The organism is Duganella sp. Root198D2 (assembly GCF_001428585.1).
Classification (GTDB): Bacteria; Pseudomonadota; Gammaproteobacteria; order Burkholderiales; family Burkholderiaceae_D; genus Rugamonas.
Genome location: NZ_LMIC01000044.1, coordinates 203,778 through 224,294 on the forward strand (window position 1 = coordinate 203,778; position 20,517 = coordinate 224,294).

Genomic DNA, 20,517 nt, shown 5'->3' on the forward strand with positions numbered 1-20,517 from the left:
AATAACCGGAATATACACCAGCAGCCAAAACCCCGTACGAGGCCGCGTGCGCACAGCCTTAGCCGGGGCCGATACTAAGCTTATAACGAATAAGTAGTTTCCTTTCGGCGCGAGATTCTAGACCATGCATATCTGTTTTCACAATAGAGATTGCCATGACTTATAACAAATTCGCATTTGCACTCAGCGCCACCCTGGCAGCGGCTTCCATCGGTTTTGCCCCGCTGGCAGCGGCCAATGAAGTGACGCTGCTGAACGTGTCCTATGACGTGGCACGTGAGCTGTATAAGGACATCAATCCCGCCTTCGCCGCCGCTTACAAGAAAGGCACCGGCGTCGACGTCACCGTCAAGCAGTCGCACGGCGGCTCCTCCAAGCAGGCACGCGCCGTCGCCGACGGCCTGGAAGCGTCGGTGGTGACCATGAACCAGGCCAATGACATCGACATGCTGGCCGACCGCGGCCTGGTGGCGCAGGACTGGGCCAGGAAATTCCCGAACAATGCGGCTCCAGCCTATTCCACCATGGTCTACCTGGTGCGCAAGGGGAATCCGAAAGCGATCAAGGACTGGAGCGACCTGGCAAAGCCGGGCGTGGCCGTCGTGATCCCGAATCCGAAAACCGCGGGCAATGGCCGCTACACCTACCTGGCAGCCTGGGGTTCGGTGCTGAAAAAAGGCGGCAATGAAGCACAGGCGCGCGAACTGGTGGGCAAGATCTTCAAGAACGTGCCGGTGCTGGATGCTGGCGGGCGCGCGGCCACCACCACCTTCACCCAGCGCCAGATCGGCGACGTGCTGGTGACGTTCGAGAATGAAGTGAACCTGGTGCGCGCTGAATTCGGCGACAACTTCGAAGTGGTGTATCCATCGTCCTCGATCCTGGCAGAGTCGCCGGTGGCCGTGGTTGACAAGGTGGTCGACAAGAAAGGCATCCGCAAGGAAGCCACCGCCTACCTGAACTTCCTGTACTCCGATGCCGGGCAGGAGATCATCGCCAAGCACTACCTGCGCCCGCGCTCGGACGCAGTGTTCAAGAAGTACGCTGCCACCTTCAAGCCGATCTCGCTGTTCACCGTGGATGAAGTGTTTGGCGGCTGGCGCGCAGCGCAGAAGAAGCACTTCGATGACGGCGGCGAATTCGACAAGATCTACACTTCGAAGTAAGCATCACGCTTTCGTCAGGCGCTCAATCTGCGCCTTCTTCTCGGCCATGTCATGGTCGGAATCATGGAACCGCGCCGCAATGGCGCGGAACTCCTCCTGCAACCCGATGAATGCATCAATCATGTCGGGATCGAAGTGCTTCCCCTTGCCTTCAATGATGATCTGCACCGCCTTCTCGTGCGGCATGCCGTCCTTGTAGACGCGGCGGCTGATCAGGGCGTCGTACACGTCCGCCACCGCCATCAGGCGCGCCGAGACGGGAATCGCTTCGCCGGCCAGGCCTTCCGGATAACCTGAACCATCCCACTTTTCCTGGTGTGAACAGGCGATCTCCTTGGCGATGGACAGGAAAGCCATCGGCGTGCCAAGGGACCGTTCGGCATGCTCGATGGCGGCGCGGCCCAGCGTGGTGTGCGTCTTCATGATCTCGAATTCGTGCGGTTCGAACCTGCCTGGCTTGAGCAGGATGCGGTCGGGAATGCCGACCTTGCCGATATCGTGCAGCGGGGCCGATTTGAACAGCAGGTTGATAAAGCTGTCGGTCAGCACGGCGCTGAAGCGCGGGTGCCCTTTCAGGCGTTCCGCCAGCGCCTTGACGTAGAACTGGGTGCGGCGGATATGGTTGCCGGTTTCGGAATCGCGGGTTTCGGCCATCGAGGCCATGGCGAGGATGGTGACGTCCTGGATCGCCACCACTTCACGCGTGCGTTCCCGCACTTCCTGCTCCAAAAATTCGTTCTGGTCGCGCAGGAAGTCGGCGTGCTCTTTCAGCATCAAGTGGTTGCGCACGCGGGCCAGCGTGATGGGCGGGCTGATCGGCTTGGTGATGTAATCGACGGCGCCCAGGTCGAGGCCCAGTTCCTCGTCTTCCACCTCCGATTTCGCGGTAAGGAAAATAACGGGGATGTCGCGCGTGGCAGGATCGGCCTTCAGGCGGCGGCATACTTCGTAACCGTCCATCTCGGGCATCATCACATCGAGCAGGACCACGTCGGGCGGCTGGCCGGTGGTGGCGATGCGCAGGGCCTTCTCGCCGCTGTTGGCGACCTTGACCTTGTACAGGTCTTTCAAGAGGTCGTTCATCAGCACCAGGTTGTCGGGCGAGTCGTCGACCAGCAGCACGGTTTTCTTTGCGATCAGTTCCAGTTCCATCTCACTTTCCCTCCAGGCTTACCATTGCTTCCTCCAGCGCCGCCAGCGCGGCTTCAAGGTCCAGGTTACCAATTCCATTTGCAATACGGCGCCAGTGCTCGGGCAAGGCAGCTTTGAATTGCGCCAGTTCCGCATCCCACAGCTCGGCTGCCTGCGAGTCGCTATCGGCCAGCAGGTGGCGCAGGCGGTCAAGCGGCGGCGCAACGGCCGGGACGACGGGCGCCAGCGCAGGGTGCACGGCACCGCCGCGCGTCTCCGCATTAACCGCCCGCAGCGCGGCCAGCAGCGGGTCCAGTTCCACCAGCACCATCGCCAGCAGGCGTTCCAGGTCCGCCCGTGGAACGCCTTGCTGGCAAGCCTGCTCCAGTGCCTGCGCGGCCTCCTGAACGCTGCGCGCACCGATATTGCCTGCCACGCCCTTCAAAGTATGCGCCAGGCGCTCGGGCGCCGTCGCATCGCCGCCCATCAGCGCTTGCACGAACATTGCGGCAAAGTCCTGCTGGCCATCGCGGAACTTGACCAGCAAGCGGCGGTAAAGCTTTTCGTCGCCCATGGAGGTGGCGAGACCTGCCCGCACGTCGACCATCGGCAACGCGGGAAGCGGAGCAGGCTTGTCGCCCGCTGCAGCGGCGGAGGCAGCGTAAGCCTTTTGCACGGCCGCCACCGCGGCGGCCTGCCCCCCATCCGGCTCCGGCCGCAGCCAGCGCGCCAGCGTGGCGTACATTTCGGCCACGTTGACCGGCTTGGCGATGTGGTCCTGCATGCCGCTGGCCAGCACCTTTTCGCGGTCGCCCGCCATGGCGTTGGCCGTCATGGCGATAATCGGCAATTTGTCGAAGACAGGATTGGCGCGAATCGCGCGCGAGGCCTGGAAACCATCCATCACGGGCATCTGGCAGTCCATCAGCACGCCGTCGAATCGCGCATCCTGCGCCAGGATATCCAGCGCTTGCTGCCCGTGGCAAGCCAGCACCGCTTCCATACCCGCCTTGCCCAGCAGGTCGATTGCCAGTTCCTGGTTCATCTCGTTGTCTTCAACCAGCAGGACGCGCGTGCCGGCCAGGCGCGCCATGATTTCGCCCTGGTGCAGGTCGCGCTCAGCAAAGCGGCGGCCTTCGACCAGCACGCCCTTGCCTAGCGCCTCGCCGACCGCTTCCAGCAAAGCGGACGGCGTCACCGGCTTGGTCAGCACGGACTTGAGCTGGACCCGGCGTTCTTCTGCGCTGGTCAAGGCTTCCTCGCGGCCATAAGCGGTCACCATGATGACGGCAGGCAGGCGGCCGGCCGGCGCTGACTGCAGGCGACGCACGGTTTCAACGCCGTCCATCGAAGGCATTTTCCAGTCCATCAGGATCAGGTCGTAAGGCATGGCCTGTTCTTCCGAGCGCGCCGCCATGTCCAGCGCCTGCTGTCCGCTCAGCGCCACATCCACCGCCAGCCCGAAGGATCGTGCAACGGTGGAGAGTATTTCGCGCGCCGAGGCATTGTCGTCCACCACCAGCACGCGCACGCCGAGCAGCTCGTCGGCGCGGAACATGCGGCGCGGTTTGGGATTGGCCTGCAGCCCGAAGCGTGCCGTGAAATGGAAGGTGGAGCCCTTGCCTTCCACGCTCTCGACCCAAATGCGCCCGCCCATCAGCTCCAGCAGGTTTTTGCTGATCACCAGGCCAAGCCCGGTGCCGCCGTACTTGCGCGTGGTCGAAGCATCGGCCTGGCTGAAAGACTGGAACAATTTGGCGCTTTGCGCTTCGCTCATGCCGATTCCGGAGTCGCGCACCCAGAAATGCAGTTCGACACCCTCTTCGTCCCGGCCCGACTGTTCAATACCGACCACCACTTCGCCATCGGCGGTGAACTTGACCGCATTGTTGGCAAGGTTGACCAGTACCTGGCCAATGCGCAGCGGATCGCCAACCAGGCCGGTCGGCAGCTCCGGTGCCACCTGGAACAGCAGTTCCAGGCCCTTGTCCTCGGCCTTGAAGGCGATCAGGTTGGCCAGGTTGTCGAGCACGTCGTCGAGGTCGAACTCGACCCGCTCCACTGTCATCTTGCCGGCCTCGATCTTCGAAAAGTCGAGGATATCGTTGATGATGCCGAGCAGGTTTTCGCCGGCGCGCTGCACCTTCTCGACGTAGTTGCGCTGGCGCTTATCGAGGTTGGTCTGCAAGGCCAGGTGCGACATGCCGATGATGGCATTCATCGGCGTGCGGATTTCATGGCTCATATTGGCCAGGAAATCGCTCTTGGCCCGCGTTGCGGCCAGCGCCTGCTCCTTGGCAATGCGCAGTTCGTCCTCGGCGGCCTTTTGCGCGGTGACGTCCTGGTACACGCCATACATGAAGCGCGGCGCGCCGCTCTCCTCGTCGCGCACCACGGTGCCGACCGCGTGCAGCCAGATGATGCGCCCGTCCAGCGGGCGCCTGTAGGCATACACGGCATCGAACTTGTCGCAGCTGCCATCGAGTGCTCCCTGCACCCTGGCGGCAACCCGCAGCGCGCCTTCGGGATCGGCTTCCACCACGCGCGCAAACCATTCGTCCTGCAGGTGGTAGCGGCCATCGGTGCGCGGCGGTTCGCCCAGCAGGCGCGCGGCGCGCTCGGACTGCGTATAGTATTCGGGATCGCTGTAGTCGACCACCCAGTAGCCGCAGTCGGTCATTTCCAGCGCGATATCGCCCAGGAAGTTGCTGCGCTTGATTTCCTCCTCCAGCACCTTGCGCTCGGTGATGTCGCGGAACACCACCACCGATCCGACTTGCGCGCCGTCCTTGTACATGGGCCGGTCCATGCAATCGACAGGGAAGGTGCTGCCGTCCTTGCGCTTCAATTGCTCGCTGTCCTGCTGCCATTCGGCGCCCACCATTTCACCTTCCGCGTAGCCCAGCAAGGCCAGCGCCGCCGGGTTGACGAAAGTGATGCGGCCGCCCAGGTCAAGGCCGACGATGCCGTCGCTGACCGTACCCAGCACCAGCCGGCTGCGCTCCTCCAGCACCCTGGTGCGTTCATTGCGCTCCAGTATTTCCATGTTCATGGCGACCACCGGCAGTGCGCCATCCAGCAGCGACTGGGCCTGGTCGCCGTAAGGCTCCAGTGTCGCCAGTTCCAGCACGCCCAGCAAGCGCTCATTGCGCACCACCGGCACGATGGCGATACTGGCCGGGTCGGCTTCGCCCAGCGCGGAGCCGATGCGGACGTAGCCGGCCGGCGCCTGGCGCAGGATAATCGGCTTGCGCTGCGCCGCGCATTGTCCCACCAGGCCTTCGCCAAGCAGGAAACGCTGCTGCGCCGCGGACCTGCCGCGCATGGCGTAGCCGGCCAGCAGCGCCAGGCTGCCCTCCTCCGCCTCATGCCGGTAGAAGGCTGCGTGGCCGGCCTGCACCAGCGGCGCCAGTGCCGCCAGCGTGCGCGCGGCCAGGTCTTGCGCGCTATCAGCCGATTGCAGGTCGTTGCCGATTGCCGCCAGGTGGGTCTTGAGCCAGCGCTGCGCCTCCATCTTGCAGGCTTCTTCCTGCAGCACCTTGATCGAGCGCGCCAGGCTGCCCATCTCGTTGGGAAAATCCGTCAGCGGCACTTCGGCGCTGAGCCTGCCCTTCGCCAGTTGCTGCACGGCGCTGCGCAAGCGCTCCGAAGGCAGGCGCACCGAGCGCCCCACCAGGTAGCTGAAAAGCACGCCCAGCACCAGGCTCAGTCCCAGCAAAGCGTAGGTGAGCTGCTTCTCATAGCGCGACAGCGCCTGCATTTCTTCGATCTGGCGGCGCGCGCTGTCTTCCTTGATTTCGGCAATGCGCGTCAAGGCGTTGTTGGCGCGCAGGGCGTGCTCCTGGAATTTTGGATCCGCCACCACGGCTGCCGCCTGCTCCGTCTGGCCGGCGCGCAGCAGGCGCACCGTTTCGTCAACGCGCAGGTGATAGCCGGCGTAGGCTGTTTCGAACTCGGCCAGGTTCTTGCGGTTCTCCTCGCGGATGATGCGCGGGCGCAGCTCCTCCAGCGCACGGTCTTGCCGGCGCTGCGCCTCGTCGACCATGGACAGGGCATAATCGCGGCCGGCCCTGTCGCGCGCCAGCAGGGCTTGCTGCAAGGCGCGGCCGCGCTGGGCAAACTGGATCAACGCGTCCTTGGCGTCGGAAATGCCCAGCAGGTCGTTCTTGTAGATGCCGAGAATCTCGTCGTGCAGGCGGGCCTGGGTGGTGACGTTGTGCAGACCGAACGCCAGCGTGATCAGCAGGCTGCCGCCGAAACCCAGCGCGAGTTTCCACGTCAGGCCGAGTTTTTCAAGTCGAGTCAGTAAGCCTGCCACGCTCCCCCCCTACTCAGTCATATTGATCGCCAGCAGGTCAAGCGCTGACAGGAATTGTTCATACGCCGCGGCGTCAGGCGCCTGCAGCAGCGCCAGTTCCACCGCGCCCAGCAGGCGTCCCCGCAACTGGACTGGCGCCAGCAGCAGGGCGCCCGGGTTTGCGCCGCCCAGGCCGGAGCGGATGCTCCATGCGGCGCCCGCGGCGCCGGCGCCGACGATGCGCGCCTGGCGTTCCAGTGCGCATTGGCCAAGCAAGCCCTCGCCCAGCGCCAGGTGTTGCGGCGGCGCCGTGCTGGCATAGCTGGCGGCCAGCGCCAGGCCGTTCGCATCGGCGCCGTAGATGGCGCCCTGCATGGCGCCAAACAGCCGATGGCATTGATCGAGGAAGGCTGCAAGGCGGGCTTGGCGATCCTCAGCCTGCTGCATCTGCAGCGCCACCTGGGCCAGCTGCATCTTGCGTTCGGCGCGCAGCTCCTGCTCCTGCGCCACGCGTTCCAGTTCGACATGGGCGCGCTGCTGCGCCGCCTGGCTGCGCACGGCGCGCAAGCCGGCCGCCCCGAGCAGGACCACCACGGCCGCCGCCATGGCCGCGGCCGGCACGCCGCTGCCCGCAGGCACGCTCTGGCCCAGGTCTTCCAGCACCACCAGTTGCCAGCTGCCGGATGGATCGTGCCAGTCGACGGTAGCCGAAGCCACCGCATAATGCCGGCCCTCAGCCGTCACCATGCCCGGCGCGATATCGAGCGGCAGCCGGCGCGGCTCCCTGTCTTCGAACAGCTTGCCGAACTGGCGCACGGCGCGGATTTGCGCCACCCTGGCCAGCGTCACCTCGCCCGCCAGCATGCCGCGCCATTCGCGGCGGCTGCTGGCGAACACCACGCCCTGCGGCGACAGCAGGATGGCGGCCTGGCCGCTGCGCGCCAGCAGGCGCTCGAGCTTTTCCATGTCGGTGCGCGCCACCACCACCCCAACCGGATCGCCGCTGCGCGCCATGCCGGCATACACTGGCGCGGCAAAATACAGGGCATGGTCGCCGCGCGCCAGGCTGACGGCGGCGTAGATATTGTTGCGCCCGGCCATCGACTCCTTGTAATAGGGACGGAAGCGCACGTCGATGCCGGTCGACGGTCTTCCGCTTTCGTCCCAGGACGATTTGACGAAGCCATCCCGGCCCACCACGAATAAACCCTGGATTTTCTGGCTGCGGGCGACGTTTTCCAATAAGGCCAATATATTCGGCTGGTTGGGGGGAATTGGCTCGGTGCTTTCCTTCTTGATATCCGGCTCAATCAATCCGAGCAGGGAAATCGCCCCCATCAAATTACTGTCCAGCGTTAATGACATGGCAGAAATTGCATCGCGCTGGACATCGATATTCAATAATTCCAGCCGTCCCCGTTCCAGGTTATCGCGGTAGCGGCTGCCGGCCAGCGAGGCCGCCGCCATGGCCAGCAGCGTGACCACGGCCCAGGCGCGCAAGGGATGTTTTGCAATTCTCTCAATTACCAACATGGCAAATTTCAAGAAGGAAATATTATCGAATAACAATACCAGTATTCCCGCCGTGCGTGCCGCACGCCATGGTTTTTATTGTTCAGTTGCGCATGATTGACGTTTGCTGGACGAGTTAACCCGATAGTGATATTGTCCATATTTAGAATATTGCTCTTGATCCAGCATTATTCCGCCCCGAACGAACGCACCAATCCGACCATGTTCAAGAAAATAACCGCAGCCCTGCTGATGTCGATCTCCGCAGCCGCGTTTGCCGTGCCTTTGGGCTCGCAAGCCGTGCTTGTCGTCGAGGATGAGACCGGCAAAGTGCTGGTCGAGAAGAACGCCACCGCCGTTGTTCCGATCGCCTCCCTCACCAAACTGATGACCGCAATGGTCGTGCTCGACTCCAAGCTTGATATGGAGGAGCAGATCAGCATCGACAAAGACGACGTCGATACGCTCAAGCACAGCACCTCGCGCGTGCCGGTCGGCGCCACCATTTCGCGCGGCGAATTGCTGCAGCTGGCGCTGATGTCCTCCGATAACCGCGCCGCTGCCGCGCTGGCGCGCACCTTCCCGGGCGGCCCGGCCGCCTTTACCGCCGCCGTCCATGCCAAGATCCAGCAGCTTGGCATGAGCAGCACACAGATCGATGAACCGACCGGCCTGTCGCCTAACAATACATCGAATGCAGCCGACCTGGTGAAAATGGCCGCGGCCGCCGCCCAGTACCCCGAGATCCGCCGCATCACCACCGATACCGAGGAAGTGATCAATATGAAAGGGCGCATGGTGCAGTACCACAACACCAATCGCCTGGTCGGCGCCAAAGGCTGGGATATCGGCCTGTCCAAGACCGGCTATACCGTAGAAGCGGGCCGCTGCCTGATCATGCGCATCACCGAAGCCGGCCGCGCCGCCACCCTGGTCCTGCTGAACGCCGGGGGCAATTCGGCGCGCCTGATGGATGCGCTGAACATCCGCCGCCTGCTGGCCGGCGACAACGCACCCAAAGTGATGAAAGCATCGAGCCCGCGCAAGAAAGCAGTGCGCACAACGGAACGCCGTCGCCGCCGCATGTAAAACACCTGACGGGGTTCGCTGCCGAGAGGCACCATGGACCTGCTGCGCAACCTGCGCTTCGCACGCCGCCTGGCGATCCTGGTGGGGATCTTTGCCGGCGGCTTCCTGCTGTACGGGTTCTGGTCCTTCCGTACCCTCGATGAACTGCGCGTCAACGGCCCGCTGTATGGCGACGTGATACAGGGCAAGGACCTGATTGCGGACGTGCTGCCGCCGCCGCTGTACATCATCGAGTCCTTCCTGGTGGCGCAGCAATTGGCGGCGGCCAGCAGCCAGGTGGAGCGCGAGCAGCTGGCGCAGCGCCTGCGCACCCTGCACGCGCAGCAGGTGGCGCGCGTACATTACTGGCAGAGCCGCCAGCTTGACGGCAGCCTGGCGGAATCGCTCAAGCAGGCGAATATACAGGCAACGGCCTTCTATAACGAAGCCTTCGGCCAGCTGGTGCCGGCGCTGGAGCTGGGCGAGCGGCCGCGCGCCGAACATGCGCTGGCGAAAATGCAGCGCCATTATGAACTGCACCGGCAGGTGGTGGACGACCTGGTCGACCTGGCGGCGAGCCGCGCCCGTTTCACCGAGGTCAAGGCGGCCGACCGCATCCGCTCCGACAGCGCCCTGCTGCTGGCGATCCTGGCCGGTTCGCTGGCCCTGGCAACCGGCATGGCATGGCTGGTCAGCCGCAGCATCACGCAGCCGCTGGCGCAGGCCCTGGCCATAGCGCAGCGGGTTCGCAGCGGCGAGCTGTCGTCGCCGGCCCCGCAGCCCTTCGAAGATGAAACCGGCGAGCTGCTGTCGTCCCTGCATGCGCTGCAGGAGAGCCTTGCCGCCGCCGCCGCCGCCCGCAGTGAATCGGAGCGCAAGCTGCGCTGCACGCGCCAGCTGCTGGAGCGCCTGTTGAACAGCGCCGATTTGCTGGTGCTCGGGCTTGGGCATGAAGGCGAGGTGCTGATTTTCAATGAAACGGCAGCCCGGGTTACCGGATGCAGCCGCGACAGCGTGCTGGGACGCGTGTGGCGCGACTTGCCGCTGCTGCCCATGTCGGCCGTCTCGCAATGGCCGGAAGGCGGACAGCTGGAACAGTTCCGCGCCATGCCGGCCGGCCAGGAACACTTGCTGCATACGGCATCAGGCGATGAACGCCGCATCGCCTGGCATCACAGCGCACTGGAAGAAGGCGAAATCGCCTTGCTCAGTTTCGGTATCGACGTGACCGAATTGCGCCAGGCCGAGCGCGCCATTGCGACCGCCCACGAAGCTGCGGACCATGCCAACCGCAGCAAGAGCGCCTTCCTGGCCAATATGGGCCATGAACTGCGCACGCCGCTGAATGCCATCATCGGCCTGACCGAGCTGGCCCTGCGCGGGCCGCTCGATGCGCGCCAGCGCAGCTACCTGGAGCAAGTCGACGGCGCGGCTGCCAGCCTGATGGCAATGTTCAACGACATCCTCGACTTTTCGCGCATCGAGGCGGGCAAATTCCGCATGGAGGAATGCGTGTTCAGCGTGCGCCACGCCGCCGCACAGGCTTGCGCCGAATGGCAGGCGGCGGCACAAGGCAAGGGTTTGCAGCTCGAATGTACGGTGGAGGCATCGCTGCCGGAAGAACTGGTGGGCGACGCGGCGCGCCTGCAGCAACTGCTGCAGCACCTGCTGGCGCATTCGGTCAAGTTCACGGAACGGGGCAAGGTGCAGCTGCTGCTGCGCCGCGAAGACGCCGGCAGCGCGGAAGGTACGGTGCTGCGCTGGGAAGTGCGCGACAGCGGCGCGGCGCGCGACGCGGCAGTCCAGCTATATGAACCGGTCGGCCCCGGCGACTCGGCGGCAGGCCTGGGCCTGTCGGTGGCGCGCCAGCTGGCGGCCATGATGGGCGGCCATTTGCTGCTGGAGAGCGACCCGGCCGAAGGCAACCGCTTCGTCTTCACCGCCCTGTTCCGCCACCCGCTGCCGGGCGCCGTCGCATGCGCCGAAGCGCAGGCGACGGCGCAAACCCTCTTCCCCGCCCTATGCGCCCTCGGCGTGGATATGGCCGGGGCGATGGTGCGCCTGCAGGGCAACCGCACGCAGCTGCGCAAGATGCTGTGCCAGTTCCTGCAAGGCCAGGCCGCGCTGCATGCCGCCATTGGCGATGCGGTGGCGCAGGGCGACCGCCAGCGCGCGCAGCGCATGGCCCATACGCTGGCCGGACTATCGGCACAACTGGGCATGGAAGATTTGCGGCAGGCCGCGGCAGGCGTGATCAATGCGCTGCGCGCCGGCGGCCCGCTGGCAGCCGAGCTGGCGCAGCTGGCGCCGGCACTGGACGCGGTGCTGCAGGCGATCCACGCCGACCTGCAAGGCGCCGGCGAATCAGGCGAGCAGGCTGCGTAGGCCGCTGGTGCGTTCGGTGCGGCGGCGGATTGCGTCCGGCAGCACGCCGGGATTCGGCGTCAGCAGCGTAAAGCGCTGGCGGGCACGGGTGATGCCGGTGTAGACCAGTTCACGCGCCAGCACGCTGGACGCTTCGCGCGGCAGCACCAGCACGGTATGGCTGAACTCCGAACCTTGCGATTTGTGCACCGTCATGGCGAATGCGGTTTCCACATTGCGCAGGCGGGTTGCCAGCACGCTGCGCACCTGGCCGCCGTCCGAGAAGTACACACGCAGCGAGCCGCTGCGCGCAGGATCGGGCAGCACCAGGCCGATATCGCCGTTATAGACCCCCGTGGCGTAGTCGTTGCGCGTCACCATGACCGGGCGGCCCACATACCAGTCGCCGCGCCGCTTCAGCAAATCCTGCTCTTCAAGGCGCTGCGCGATGCTGTCGTTCAGGCCCGAGACGCCCCATTCCCCTTCGCGCACGGCGCATAGCAGGCGGAAGCCCTCGAAAGCCGCCAGCACGCCGGCAGCCCAGGCGTCGTGGCCTGCCGTGCCGGCGCCTTGCTTGACCATTTGCAGGAAAGGCCGGTAGCCCTCGGCTGCCAGCTGCAACATGTCCTCCTGCTGCGCCGCCTCGTTCCAGTGCAGCTGCCCGCCGCTGTCGGAGCGCAGCACGGCGCGCGCAGCGTCGGCATCGCCGTCGTTGACGGCAACGGCCAGCTGGCCGATCGGGCCGCCGAAGCGGCGGCTCTGGCGCAGCATGACCGTTTGCTGCGCCAACGCGCCTGCATTGCCAAGGAATTCCGGCGGGATGCGCTGGCCGGACGCCGCTTCCACGAAGGCCGCCGTCGCAGCGCCGTAGCCGCCGGCTTGCGCGTCGTAGCACAAGTCGCCCAGCACCGAGCCCGCCTCCACCGACGCCAGCTGGTCCTTGTCGCCCAAAAGGACCAGGCGTGCGCCGTCCGGCAGTGCATCGAGCAGGGCCGCCATCATTTCCAGGTGCACCATCGAGGCTTCGTCCACGATCAGCACGTCCACGTCGAGCGGATTGCCGGCGTTGTGGCGGAAAGCGCGGGTATCCGGGCGCGCACCAAGCAGGGAATGCAGGGTACGGGCGCCACCCATGCGCTGCGCCAGTTCGCGCAGCGGCAAGGCGCCTCCCAGGCTTTGCTCCAGGTCTTCCAGGGCGCCGTCAATGGCTTGCTTCAGGCGCGCGGCAGCCTTGCCGGTCGGCGCCGCCAGCGCCACGCGCAGCTGGCCGGCATTCTCGCCTGCCAGCGCGAAAAGCAGGGCCAGCAAACGGGCCACGGTATAGGTCTTGCCGGTGCCGGGACCGCCGGTAATGACTGCCAGCTCGCCGCGCGCGGCGACCGCGCAGGCGATCTTTTGCCAGTCCGCCCCGCCCTCGCGCGTCGCATGGGTGAACAGGCGGTCCAGCCATTGGCGCACCAGCGCCGGCGACGGCCCCGGATTGCCCCGGGCTGCCTCGCCAGTACCTGTCCTTGAACGCACAGCATCGGCTACGGTATTTTCGTCCGACCAGTAGCGGCGCAGGTACAGGCGGCCGCCGGCCAGTACCAGCGGCTGGCCCCGATCGGCGCCGCCCGGCCAGGCCAGCACTTGCGGGCAAGCCTGCAGGAATTCGTGCCACGCCGCCAGCCCTTGCGGCAATTCGCCGGCTTCCGTGCACAGCCCTTGCCAATCGTCCTCGCCCCAACCCAGCATGGCCGAAGGATCGCCGGCCAGCGCCGACAATTGCAGGCAACTGTGGCCGCGGCCCTCGAGCTCGGACAGCAGCAGGCAGGCCAGGGCCAGCGGGTTACCCGCCGCCGCGCTGGCGCTTGCTGCAAGCGACGTTGCGAAGCGTGCAAAGACGGGGCCCAGGCGGCGCAGCATGCCGCCTTCGGCCAGCATGTCGATATGTTCGTAAAAACTCATTGGCAAAGCCCGTCCAGTCCATCCAGCAGTTCCGGGTCAGGCGGCAGCAGGTAGCAGCCGCGCGTCTGCTCGTTGCCGACGCCGCGCAGGAAGTAGAAGATCGCGCCGCCCAGTTGCGCGGCGGGGTCGTAGGCATCGCCCAGGCGCGTGCGCAGCAGGCGGTGCAGGGCCAGCATGTAGATCGCACCCTGCACGTCGTAGCGGTGGGCTGCCATGCCGTGCGCCAGCGCTGCCTTGTGGTATGCCGCGTCGCCGCCGCCCAGCGCGTTGGATTTGTAGTCCAGCACCCAGTAGCGGCCCTGGTGTTCGAACACCAGGTCGCAGAACCCTTTCAGCATGCCGTGCAGTTCGCGCTGCGGCAGGCCGGGGCGCGCTATGCCGTCCAGCAGGTGCTGGCGGCACAGGCGGTCCAGCCGGCCCGTGTCCAGGCGCTCGCTTGGGAACCAGAACTCCATCTCCGGCAGCAACTGCCCGATGGCGTCCAGCGCGCCGCCCAGCGGCGGCAGTCGGGTGGTGGCGATCACCCGCAGCCATTCCAGGGTATCTGCTTCGCGGTGGCCCCAGCCTGCGCGCTTGACCAGGCGCGCGGCGCGCTCCGCAAAATGCTCCTGGTGGATCGAGGCGAAACCGTCGCGCGCCAGCGATTCAAGCTGGTCGTGCAGGAAGTTGCCGGGTACCGAACCGCGCGGGAAGCGGTGCCAGGGCGTGTCTTCGATGCGCAGGGCAGCCCCCTCATTTTCGCCTTCGAGCAGCGTTTCCTGCGCGGCGTGCATCGGCGCCGGCAGCGCATCGCTGCTGCTGCGCCTTGCCAGCGAAGTGAAACTGCCAACCGACCAGTCGCGCTCGAAACTGCCTTGATAGCCCAGCGGCGCCTGCAGCGGTGGCAGTTCTACCGCACGCGCCAGGCGGGTCAGCGGCACGCCAGGCTCCAGCAGGGCGACGGAAATAGCGTCGCAGCCGGCGCGCAGCTGCTGCCAGCTTTCCAGCAACTGGCCGGAGGGCAGCGGTGTCCCGCCTGTCAGCAAATACCCCAGGGCCGAATCGTGCAGCGTGTTTTCATCCTTCTTGCGCGCCGGCAGCGCGGCCACGCCGAGCCACAGGAAATACCGGGCGCGCGTCAGCGCGACATAAAGCAGGCGCAGGTCTTCCTCGATGCGGGCGGCTTCCACCGCTTCCTGGCCCTCGTCGGACAGGCGCATGTCAAGGCGGCGCTCGCCCTCGGCATCGGTGTACTCGAAAAAGGTGCGGTTGCGCTTATCGACCTTGCGCACCGTGACCGCAAACGGCAGGTACACCAGCGGGTATTCCAGGCCCTTGGACTTGTGTACGGTGACGACCTTGACCAGCTCCGCGTCCGACTCCAGGCGCAGCACGCGTTCATCGCCGCCGTCGGTTTCATCGTTGATCTGCTCGGCCAGCCAGCGTATCAGTGCCTGCTCGCCTTCCAGTTGCCGGCTGGCCTGCTGCAGCAGCTCGGCCAGGTGCAGCAGGTTGGTCAGGCTGCGCTCGCCGCCCGGGCGCGCCAGCAGTTGCGCCGGCAAGCCGAGGTCGTGGATGAAGCGGCGCAGCATGGCCAGCACGCCCTGGCGCTGCCAGACCACATGCAATTCCTTGAGCTGTTCGACGCGGCTTTCCCACGCCAGCTCGTCGGCGGAGAACTGCGCCAGTTCGGCCAGCGGCAGGTTGGCGGTGCGGGTTGCGAAAGCAGTCCGCGCCAGCTGCCCATCGAGGGGGTTGGCCACGGCCGCCAGCCAGCGCAGCATATCGGCCGCTTCGTCGCTCGATAGCACCGAATCCTTGTCCGACAGGTAGACGCTCGGCACCAGGCGCCGCTGCAGCGAACGGCGCACGGCTGCCGCCTCGCGGCGGTCGCGCACCAGGATGGCAATATCGGCCGGCTGCAGGCGCCTGAAGCCGTCGCCGCCCTGGAAGCCGGTGGCGGGGTCATTGAGCAGGCAGGCGATATGCTCGGCGCATTGCTCGGCAAAGAACTCGCGGTAAGCGTCGGCCCCCAACTGCTCCAGCGTGCAGCCGGCTGTCAAGGCCTGGATGTCGCCCGCCGGGCCGACCAGCCGCTCGGCACGGCCGCGCGCAGCCACCGCATCGAATGGCAGCGGATTGGCTTGGCCGCTGCGGAAGCGGAATGCGCCGCGGGCAAAACCGCCCTGCCCGGCCACGCCTTCCGCATGCAGGAAAATCTGGTTGACTGCAGCCACCAGCTGCGCCGTGGAGCGGAAGTTGGTGCCGAGCTGGTAGTGGCGCCCTTCGGTGGCGCGCCGCGCATCGAGGTAGCTGTGGATGTCGGCGCCGCGGAAGCCGTAAATCGACTGTTTCGGGTCGCCGATCAGGAACAGGCCGAGTTCGGGATCATTGGCGGCAACCTGGTACAGCAGGTTGAAAATGCGGTACTGGCTGGGGGCAGTGTCCTGGAATTCATCCACCATCGCCACCGGGAATTGCGTGACGATGCGCTGGCGCAGTGCCGCGCCGTTGGGCCCCTCCAGCGCACTGCGCAGGCGCTCCAGCATGTCGGCAAAACCGAACAGGCGCTGCTGGCGCTTCAACTCCTCCATGCGCGCGGCGACCGTGGCGGCGGCATGGCGCAAGATATGGTGGCGCAGCGGCTCGATAGCGTCCAGCGCGCGCCGCAGCGGCGCGACCTCGTCAAAGTCGGCCGGGATGTCGGGAGCGAAGCCTTTGGCGCAGGCATCGACCAGGCCGGCCGACGTCAGCCGCATCCACGGCGTGGCGTTCATGTCCGGCTCGGCCAGCGCGGGATCGCCGGCCCAATCGCGCAGGGCCGCAAACCATTTGACGACCGAGTCGGCACGCAGCTTGGTGCCATTGAAGCATTTCGGATTGGCTTCGCGCTGCGCCGCGATCCAGCCTTCCATGCGCCCGGCCCGCTCGGCCCAGCCCTGCTTGAGGCCTGCCAGTAGCGCTTGCTGCTCGCGCTGTACGCGGCCGATCATTGCACCCAGCTGCTCACGGCCAGCCGGCGCGGCTGCATCGGGCCGGCGCGCCAGGTCGCGCACGCTGCGCCCCAGCGCCGACACGTCGCGGCAAGCGCCGAGCAGCACGCGCAAAGCCTGCTCGCCCAGCGGATAGACTTGCTGGCGCCAGTAATCGTGCACTGCGTCTTCGTACAGCGCCGCTTCGTCGCTGAGCAATTCTTCATCGAACAGGTTGCCGCTGTCGAAGGCATGTTCGCGCAGCATGCGCTGGCACCAGGCGTCGATGGTGAAAATCGCCGCCTCGTCCATCGTTTCAGCCGCCAGCTGCAGGCGATAGGCGGCCTGCTGGCGCGCGGCCTGGCCGGGCAGTTCTTCCAGCAACGCGTCCAGGTAAGGATCCGGCGCCAGCGCCGTCTCGGCACGGAAGTAGGCCGCAGCTTCCACCAGCCGTTCGCGCACCCGGTTGGACAATTCGCGCGTGGCCGCGCGGGTGAAGGTCATCACCAGGATTTCGTTCGGCATCAGCGCCCGCCGGTAGGCATACTCGCCGCCGTGGCCCAGCACCAGCCGCACATACAGGGCGGCGATGGTCCAGGTCTTGCCGGTGCCGGCGCTGGCCTCGATCAGGCGCGAGCCATGCAGCGGGAATTCGAGCGGGTTCAGCGCGATGCTCATTCCTCGCCCTCCGCGCCGCCCTCAATAGGCTGCACCAGCACCGATTGCGCCAGCCAGTCCGCCAGCGGCTGGTACAGCGCGCGGCTGTCGCCTGCATGGCCCGGCTCACCGGCCAGGGCGGCGAAGTCCGGCCACAAGCGGGCCAGGCACGGATCGTCGTTTTCGCCGGAGAGCTCAAAGCCGCCATCGTAGACGCTGCGCGGGTCGCCCTCCATCACCAGCGCAAGCCCGGTCTTGCAGGCAACGGGCAACGGCCGGTCCATGCCGGCCCGCCACAGTTCGACGATGCGGGCCAGTGCCGCAAGCGCGGCCTGGGGATCAAGCGGCGCCATGATGACGATGGCATCGCGCGCCACCAGGAAGCCGGTCACGGGCTGGCCCTGGGCGGCTGCGGCGAGCTGGCGCAGCCACATCGGGATCAGCTTTTCGCCACGCGGTGCGCCGGATTTGTCGCATACGCGCGAAGACATCTGCATCAGCCAGACCGTTGCCCCTTCGGCGCGATGCAACTGGTCGATCCAGTCTTCCAGCAGCAGCCCGGCCAGTTCCAGCTGGACCGCCAGCTTGGGCGCTTCATCGCGGTAGGTGCCGCGCAGGGATAGCCACGCTGTCCGCACCGGCACCAGTTCCTCCACCAGCTCATCGAGCACGCGGTCGCCGATCAGGCCGATCGGCAGCACGCCCTGGCGCCGCAAACGCTGGCCGCGCTGCTGCAGGCTGGCGCGCACGTCCTCCAGCGCCTCCACTTCGCCGCTGTCCGCCAGCATCGCATCTTCCAGGTTGTAGCGTTCGAGGCCATTGAGCTGGAAGGGTTCCTCGTCCTCGCCTACCATCGCCGATTCCGCAAAATAGACGCCGAGGCGCTGGCGGAAGAAATGCCGTACCGGCTGGCGCAGGAAGGCCGCCAGCGTAGAGAGCCGCAGCCGGAAAGTCTCTTCCACCTCATACGGGGGCAATGCGGCTGCGCCGGCGTCGCTGCCGCCGGCATCATGCGCCGCGCGCCATTCGCCGGCATAGGTCAGCAGGCCGCCGCGCTCGAAGTAGGCGCGGCTGAACGGCTGCAGCGCATGCATCGTGGTGCGGGCGGCGAGATCCAGGTTCCAGCCCGCCTGCAGGTAATCGCGCAACTGCGCCACCAGCACCGAAGGCGGCTGTTCGCTGTTGTCGCGCACATTGCGCCCGACCCAGCTCACATACAGCTTGTCGCGCGCCGCCAGCACCGCTTCCAGCATCAGGTAGCGGTCGTCGTCGCGGCGCGAGCGGTCGCCGGGGCGCGCCATGCCTGGCATGGCCAGCAAGTCGAAGTCGGCGCGGCTGGCGCGGCGCGGGAAGTCGCCGTCGTTCATGCCCAGCAGGCACACCGCGCGGAACGGCACGGCGCGCATCGGCATCAGGGTGCAGAAGGTGACGCCGCCGGAAACGAACTGGTGCTCCAGCGACGGCTCGTCGAGCCCTCCCATCCAGGCTTCGCGCAAGGTGGCCAGCGGCACCGCCTCGTCAAAGCCGGCGTCCTCGCAGGTCGCCAGCCATTGGTCCAGCGCATCGTCCAGGCGTGCCAGCGTCAGGCGGTCGGCTTCGTCGCGGTCGCTGAAGAAGCCGGCCAGCAGCAAGCGCGCCTGCTCGGCCCAGTCGGCCGGACTGCGTGCCACGCCCAGGTGTTCGCGCCAGGCCAGCAGGGCCTCGATCAGCTGCGCCAGCGAGCCGGCCAGCGCGGCATCCAGCCCGCCCACTTCCGAATAGGGCTCAATACCGATGAAGGCTTCGCCCTTGCCGGCGGCATAGCCAAGCAGCATGCGGCGCACGCCAAACATCCAGGCATTCTGCTCGCCGGCCGGCGCCAGGCCCAGGCCGGCACGGTGCCCGGCATCCAGTCCCCAGCGCACGCCGGCGCCCTCGATCCACTGGCCCAGCGTCGGCAAGTCGTCTTCGGCCAGGCCGAAACGGCGCGCCAGGGCCGGCACGTCCAGCAGGTCGCGCACCTCGCTCTGGCGGCAGCGCTGCTGCGGCAGGCGCAGCAGCCACTCCAGCGCCACCAGCAGCGGATTGACGCTGCGGTCGTTGACGTCGCCGATTTCGTGCGGGATGAAGCGCGGGTCGTGGCGCCGGTGCTGGCCGAACACGGCGCGGATCGAGGCGGTGAAGACCTCGATATCAGGCACCATCACCACCACATCGCGCGGGCGCAACGAGGGATCGGCGGCGAACATGGCCAGCAGCTGGTCGTGCAGGATCTCGACTTCGCGCTGCACGCTGTGCGCCACGTGGAATTCGATCGAACGGTCGCTGTCTTCCGGCGCCAGCCGCGCATGCTCGGCCAGCGGCAGCATGTCGCGCACGGCGGCCTGCACCTGGGCCAGCAAGCTCTGGCCTGCTTCATCGCTGAACAGGTCCACGCGCAGCTTGTCGCCGCGCCCTTCCAGGTCGCCGGCGGTATCGAATTCGTCGAGCATGCGGATGTAGTCGCGCCCCTGCCGGCCCCAGCTCGCCAGCAGCGGATGGCTGTGGGCATGCAGCGCCTCCAGCGGCACAGCCGACAGGTCGATGCCCTTGCGCGCGGCGTGGCGGTGGCGGGCCGCGCGCAGCAGGTCGCGCCCTTCGATGATATCGCCCCAGTAGTAGCGGCAAGGATTGGGCACCGCGATCACCACCTGGGTGAAGCGGGCCAGCGAGGCCATGGCCTGCAAGGTCTGGTACGGCAGCGCGGAGACGCCGAACAGCACGATGCGGCGCGGCAGGCGGCCCAGCGGCATGTCGCCGCGCTGCACCGCTTCGACGAAGGTGGCGTGCACGCTGGCGCGCCCCAGGCCGCGTTCTTCTTCCGGCACGCTGGCCGCGACCGCGCGCCACAATTCGGCCTGCCAGCGCTGGTCGGGCGCCAGCGGCGCCGCCTCGCCGCGCGCGTTGCGCAGCTGGTCAAGGCCGGCGGCCCAGTCCTGCAGCCAGTCGGCGCGGTACACCTGGTACTGGTCGAACAAGTCGGCCAGGCGCTCGGCAAGCTGCAGGCGCCGTTCGGGATCGCCGTCGCGCAGGAAATGACGCAGCGGCGCAAACGCTTCCTGCGCCAGTAATTGCGGCAGCAGGCGCATCAGGCGCCAGGTCAGGGGGCCTTTATCGAAGGCGGAAACGGCCGGCACGCGCGCATGGCCCAGCATGCCGCGGTAGATTTCCCACAGCAGCCGAGCCGGCAACGCAACGCGGGTAGCGCCGCACAGGCCGGTCTCCTCGGCCAACGCGATTTTCAGCCATTCGGCCACGCCATTCGATTGCACCAGGAAAATCTCCTGCTCCAGCGGCGCCAGCGGCTGCCCGCGCAACCACTGGAACACGGCGCTGCGCAACTCTTCGAGCTGGTTGCCGTGCAAGATCAGGAGTCCGGGTTGGATGCTTTGAGCCATGTAAAAGC

At 66.6% G+C, this 20,517-nt stretch carries 9 protein-coding genes; 3 read left to right on the forward strand and 6 right to left on the reverse strand.

Annotated features, from left to right (window positions below):
* Positions 1-155 precede the first annotated feature (155 nt).
* A complete protein-coding gene (locus tag ASE26_RS22875) occupies positions 156-1,166 on the forward strand; it encodes a sulfate ABC transporter substrate-binding protein (RefSeq protein ID WP_055924687.1) in 1,011 nt (336 codons plus the stop codon).
* A 3-nt stretch (positions 1,167-1,169) separates the two neighbouring features.
* On the opposite strand, the gene ASE26_RS22880 is transcribed toward ASE26_RS22875, so the two are convergent.
* Genes ASE26_RS22880 through ASE26_RS22890 form a run of 3 tightly spaced genes read right to left on the reverse strand, consistent with a single transcriptional unit; the run spans position 1,170 to position 8,127 of the window.
* Positions 1,170-2,318, reverse strand: coding sequence for a two-component system response regulator (locus tag ASE26_RS22880; RefSeq protein ID WP_055924691.1), 1,149 nt, complete (start codon positions 2,316-2,318; stop codon positions 1,170-1,172).
* Position 2,319: 1 nt separating this feature from the next.
* A complete protein-coding gene (locus ASE26_RS22885) occupies positions 2,320-6,615 on the reverse strand; it encodes a response regulator (RefSeq protein ID WP_057246997.1) in 4,296 nt (1,431 codons plus the stop codon).
* A gap of 9 nt (positions 6,616-6,624) precedes the next feature.
* Positions 6,625-8,127, reverse strand: coding sequence for a cache domain-containing protein (locus ASE26_RS22890; protein WP_156409997.1), 1,503 nt, complete (start codon positions 8,125-8,127; stop codon positions 6,625-6,627).
* Positions 8,128-8,328: 201 nt separating this feature from the next.
* On the opposite strand from ASE26_RS22890, the gene ASE26_RS22895 reads away from it, so the two are divergent.
* On the forward strand, positions 8,329-9,195 hold the full coding sequence (locus ASE26_RS22895) for a serine hydrolase (RefSeq protein ID WP_057247046.1): 867 nt from the start codon (positions 8,329-8,331) through the stop codon (positions 9,193-9,195).
* A 33-nt stretch (positions 9,196-9,228) separates the two neighbouring features.
* Positions 9,229-11,559 carry a histidine kinase dimerization/phospho-acceptor domain-containing protein gene (locus ASE26_RS22900; RefSeq protein ID WP_055924699.1) on the forward strand — a complete coding sequence of 777 codons (2,331 nt, stop codon included), beginning with the start codon at positions 9,229-9,231 and terminating at the stop codon, positions 11,557-11,559.
* Here the strand turns inward: ASE26_RS22900 and recD are convergent.
* Genes recD through recC form a run of 3 tightly spaced genes read right to left on the reverse strand, consistent with a single transcriptional unit; the run spans position 11,539 to position 20,509 of the window.
* The gene (recD, locus tag ASE26_RS22905; protein ID WP_057246999.1) at positions 11,539-13,485 is read right to left on the reverse strand and encodes an exodeoxyribonuclease V subunit alpha; all 1,947 of its coding nucleotides are present in this window, start codon (positions 13,483-13,485) and stop codon (positions 11,539-11,541) included. The genes ASE26_RS22900 and recD overlap by 21 nt on opposite strands.
* Entirely contained in the window at positions 13,482-17,114 is a 3,633-nt protein-coding gene (gene recB, locus ASE26_RS22910; RefSeq protein WP_055924705.1) for an exodeoxyribonuclease V subunit beta, read from the reverse strand. Before recB ends, recD begins: the two co-directional genes overlap by 4 nt.
* Positions 17,111-20,509 (reverse strand): exodeoxyribonuclease V subunit gamma, encoded by a 3,399-nt coding sequence (recC, locus tag ASE26_RS22915; protein WP_057247000.1) that lies wholly within the window; start codon positions 20,507-20,509, stop codon positions 17,111-17,113. Before recC ends, recB begins: the two co-directional genes overlap by 4 nt.
* Positions 20,510-20,517: the final 8 nt, after the last annotated feature.

Excerpts from the sequence above, each read along its gene's own strand:
- ASE26_RS22875 (WP_055924687.1), top strand. The coding sequence starts at position 156 with ATGACTTATAACAAATTCGCATTTGCACTCAGCGCCACCCTGGCAGCG.
- ASE26_RS22880 (WP_055924691.1), bottom strand. The coding sequence starts at position 2,318 with ATGGAACTGGAACTGATCGCAAAGAAAACCGTGCTGCTGGTCGACGAC.
- ASE26_RS22890 (WP_156409997.1), bottom strand. The coding sequence starts at position 8,127 with ATGTTGGTAATTGAGAGAATTGCAAAACATCCCTTGCGCGCCTGGGCC.
- ASE26_RS22895 (WP_057247046.1), top strand. The coding sequence starts at position 8,329 with ATGTTCAAGAAAATAACCGCAGCCCTGCTGATGTCGATCTCCGCAGCC.
- ASE26_RS22900 (WP_055924699.1), top strand. The coding sequence starts at position 9,229 with ATGGACCTGCTGCGCAACCTGCGCTTCGCACGCCGCCTGGCGATCCTG.
- recD (WP_057246999.1), bottom strand. The coding sequence starts at position 13,485 with ATGAGTTTTTACGAACATATCGACATGCTGGCCGAAGGCGGCATGCTG.
- recB (WP_055924705.1), bottom strand. The coding sequence starts at position 17,114 with ATGAGCATCGCGCTGAACCCGCTCGAATTCCCGCTGCATGGCTCGCGC.
- recC (WP_057247000.1), bottom strand. The coding sequence starts at position 20,509 with ATGGCTCAAAGCATCCAACCCGGACTCCTGATCTTGCACGGCAACCAG.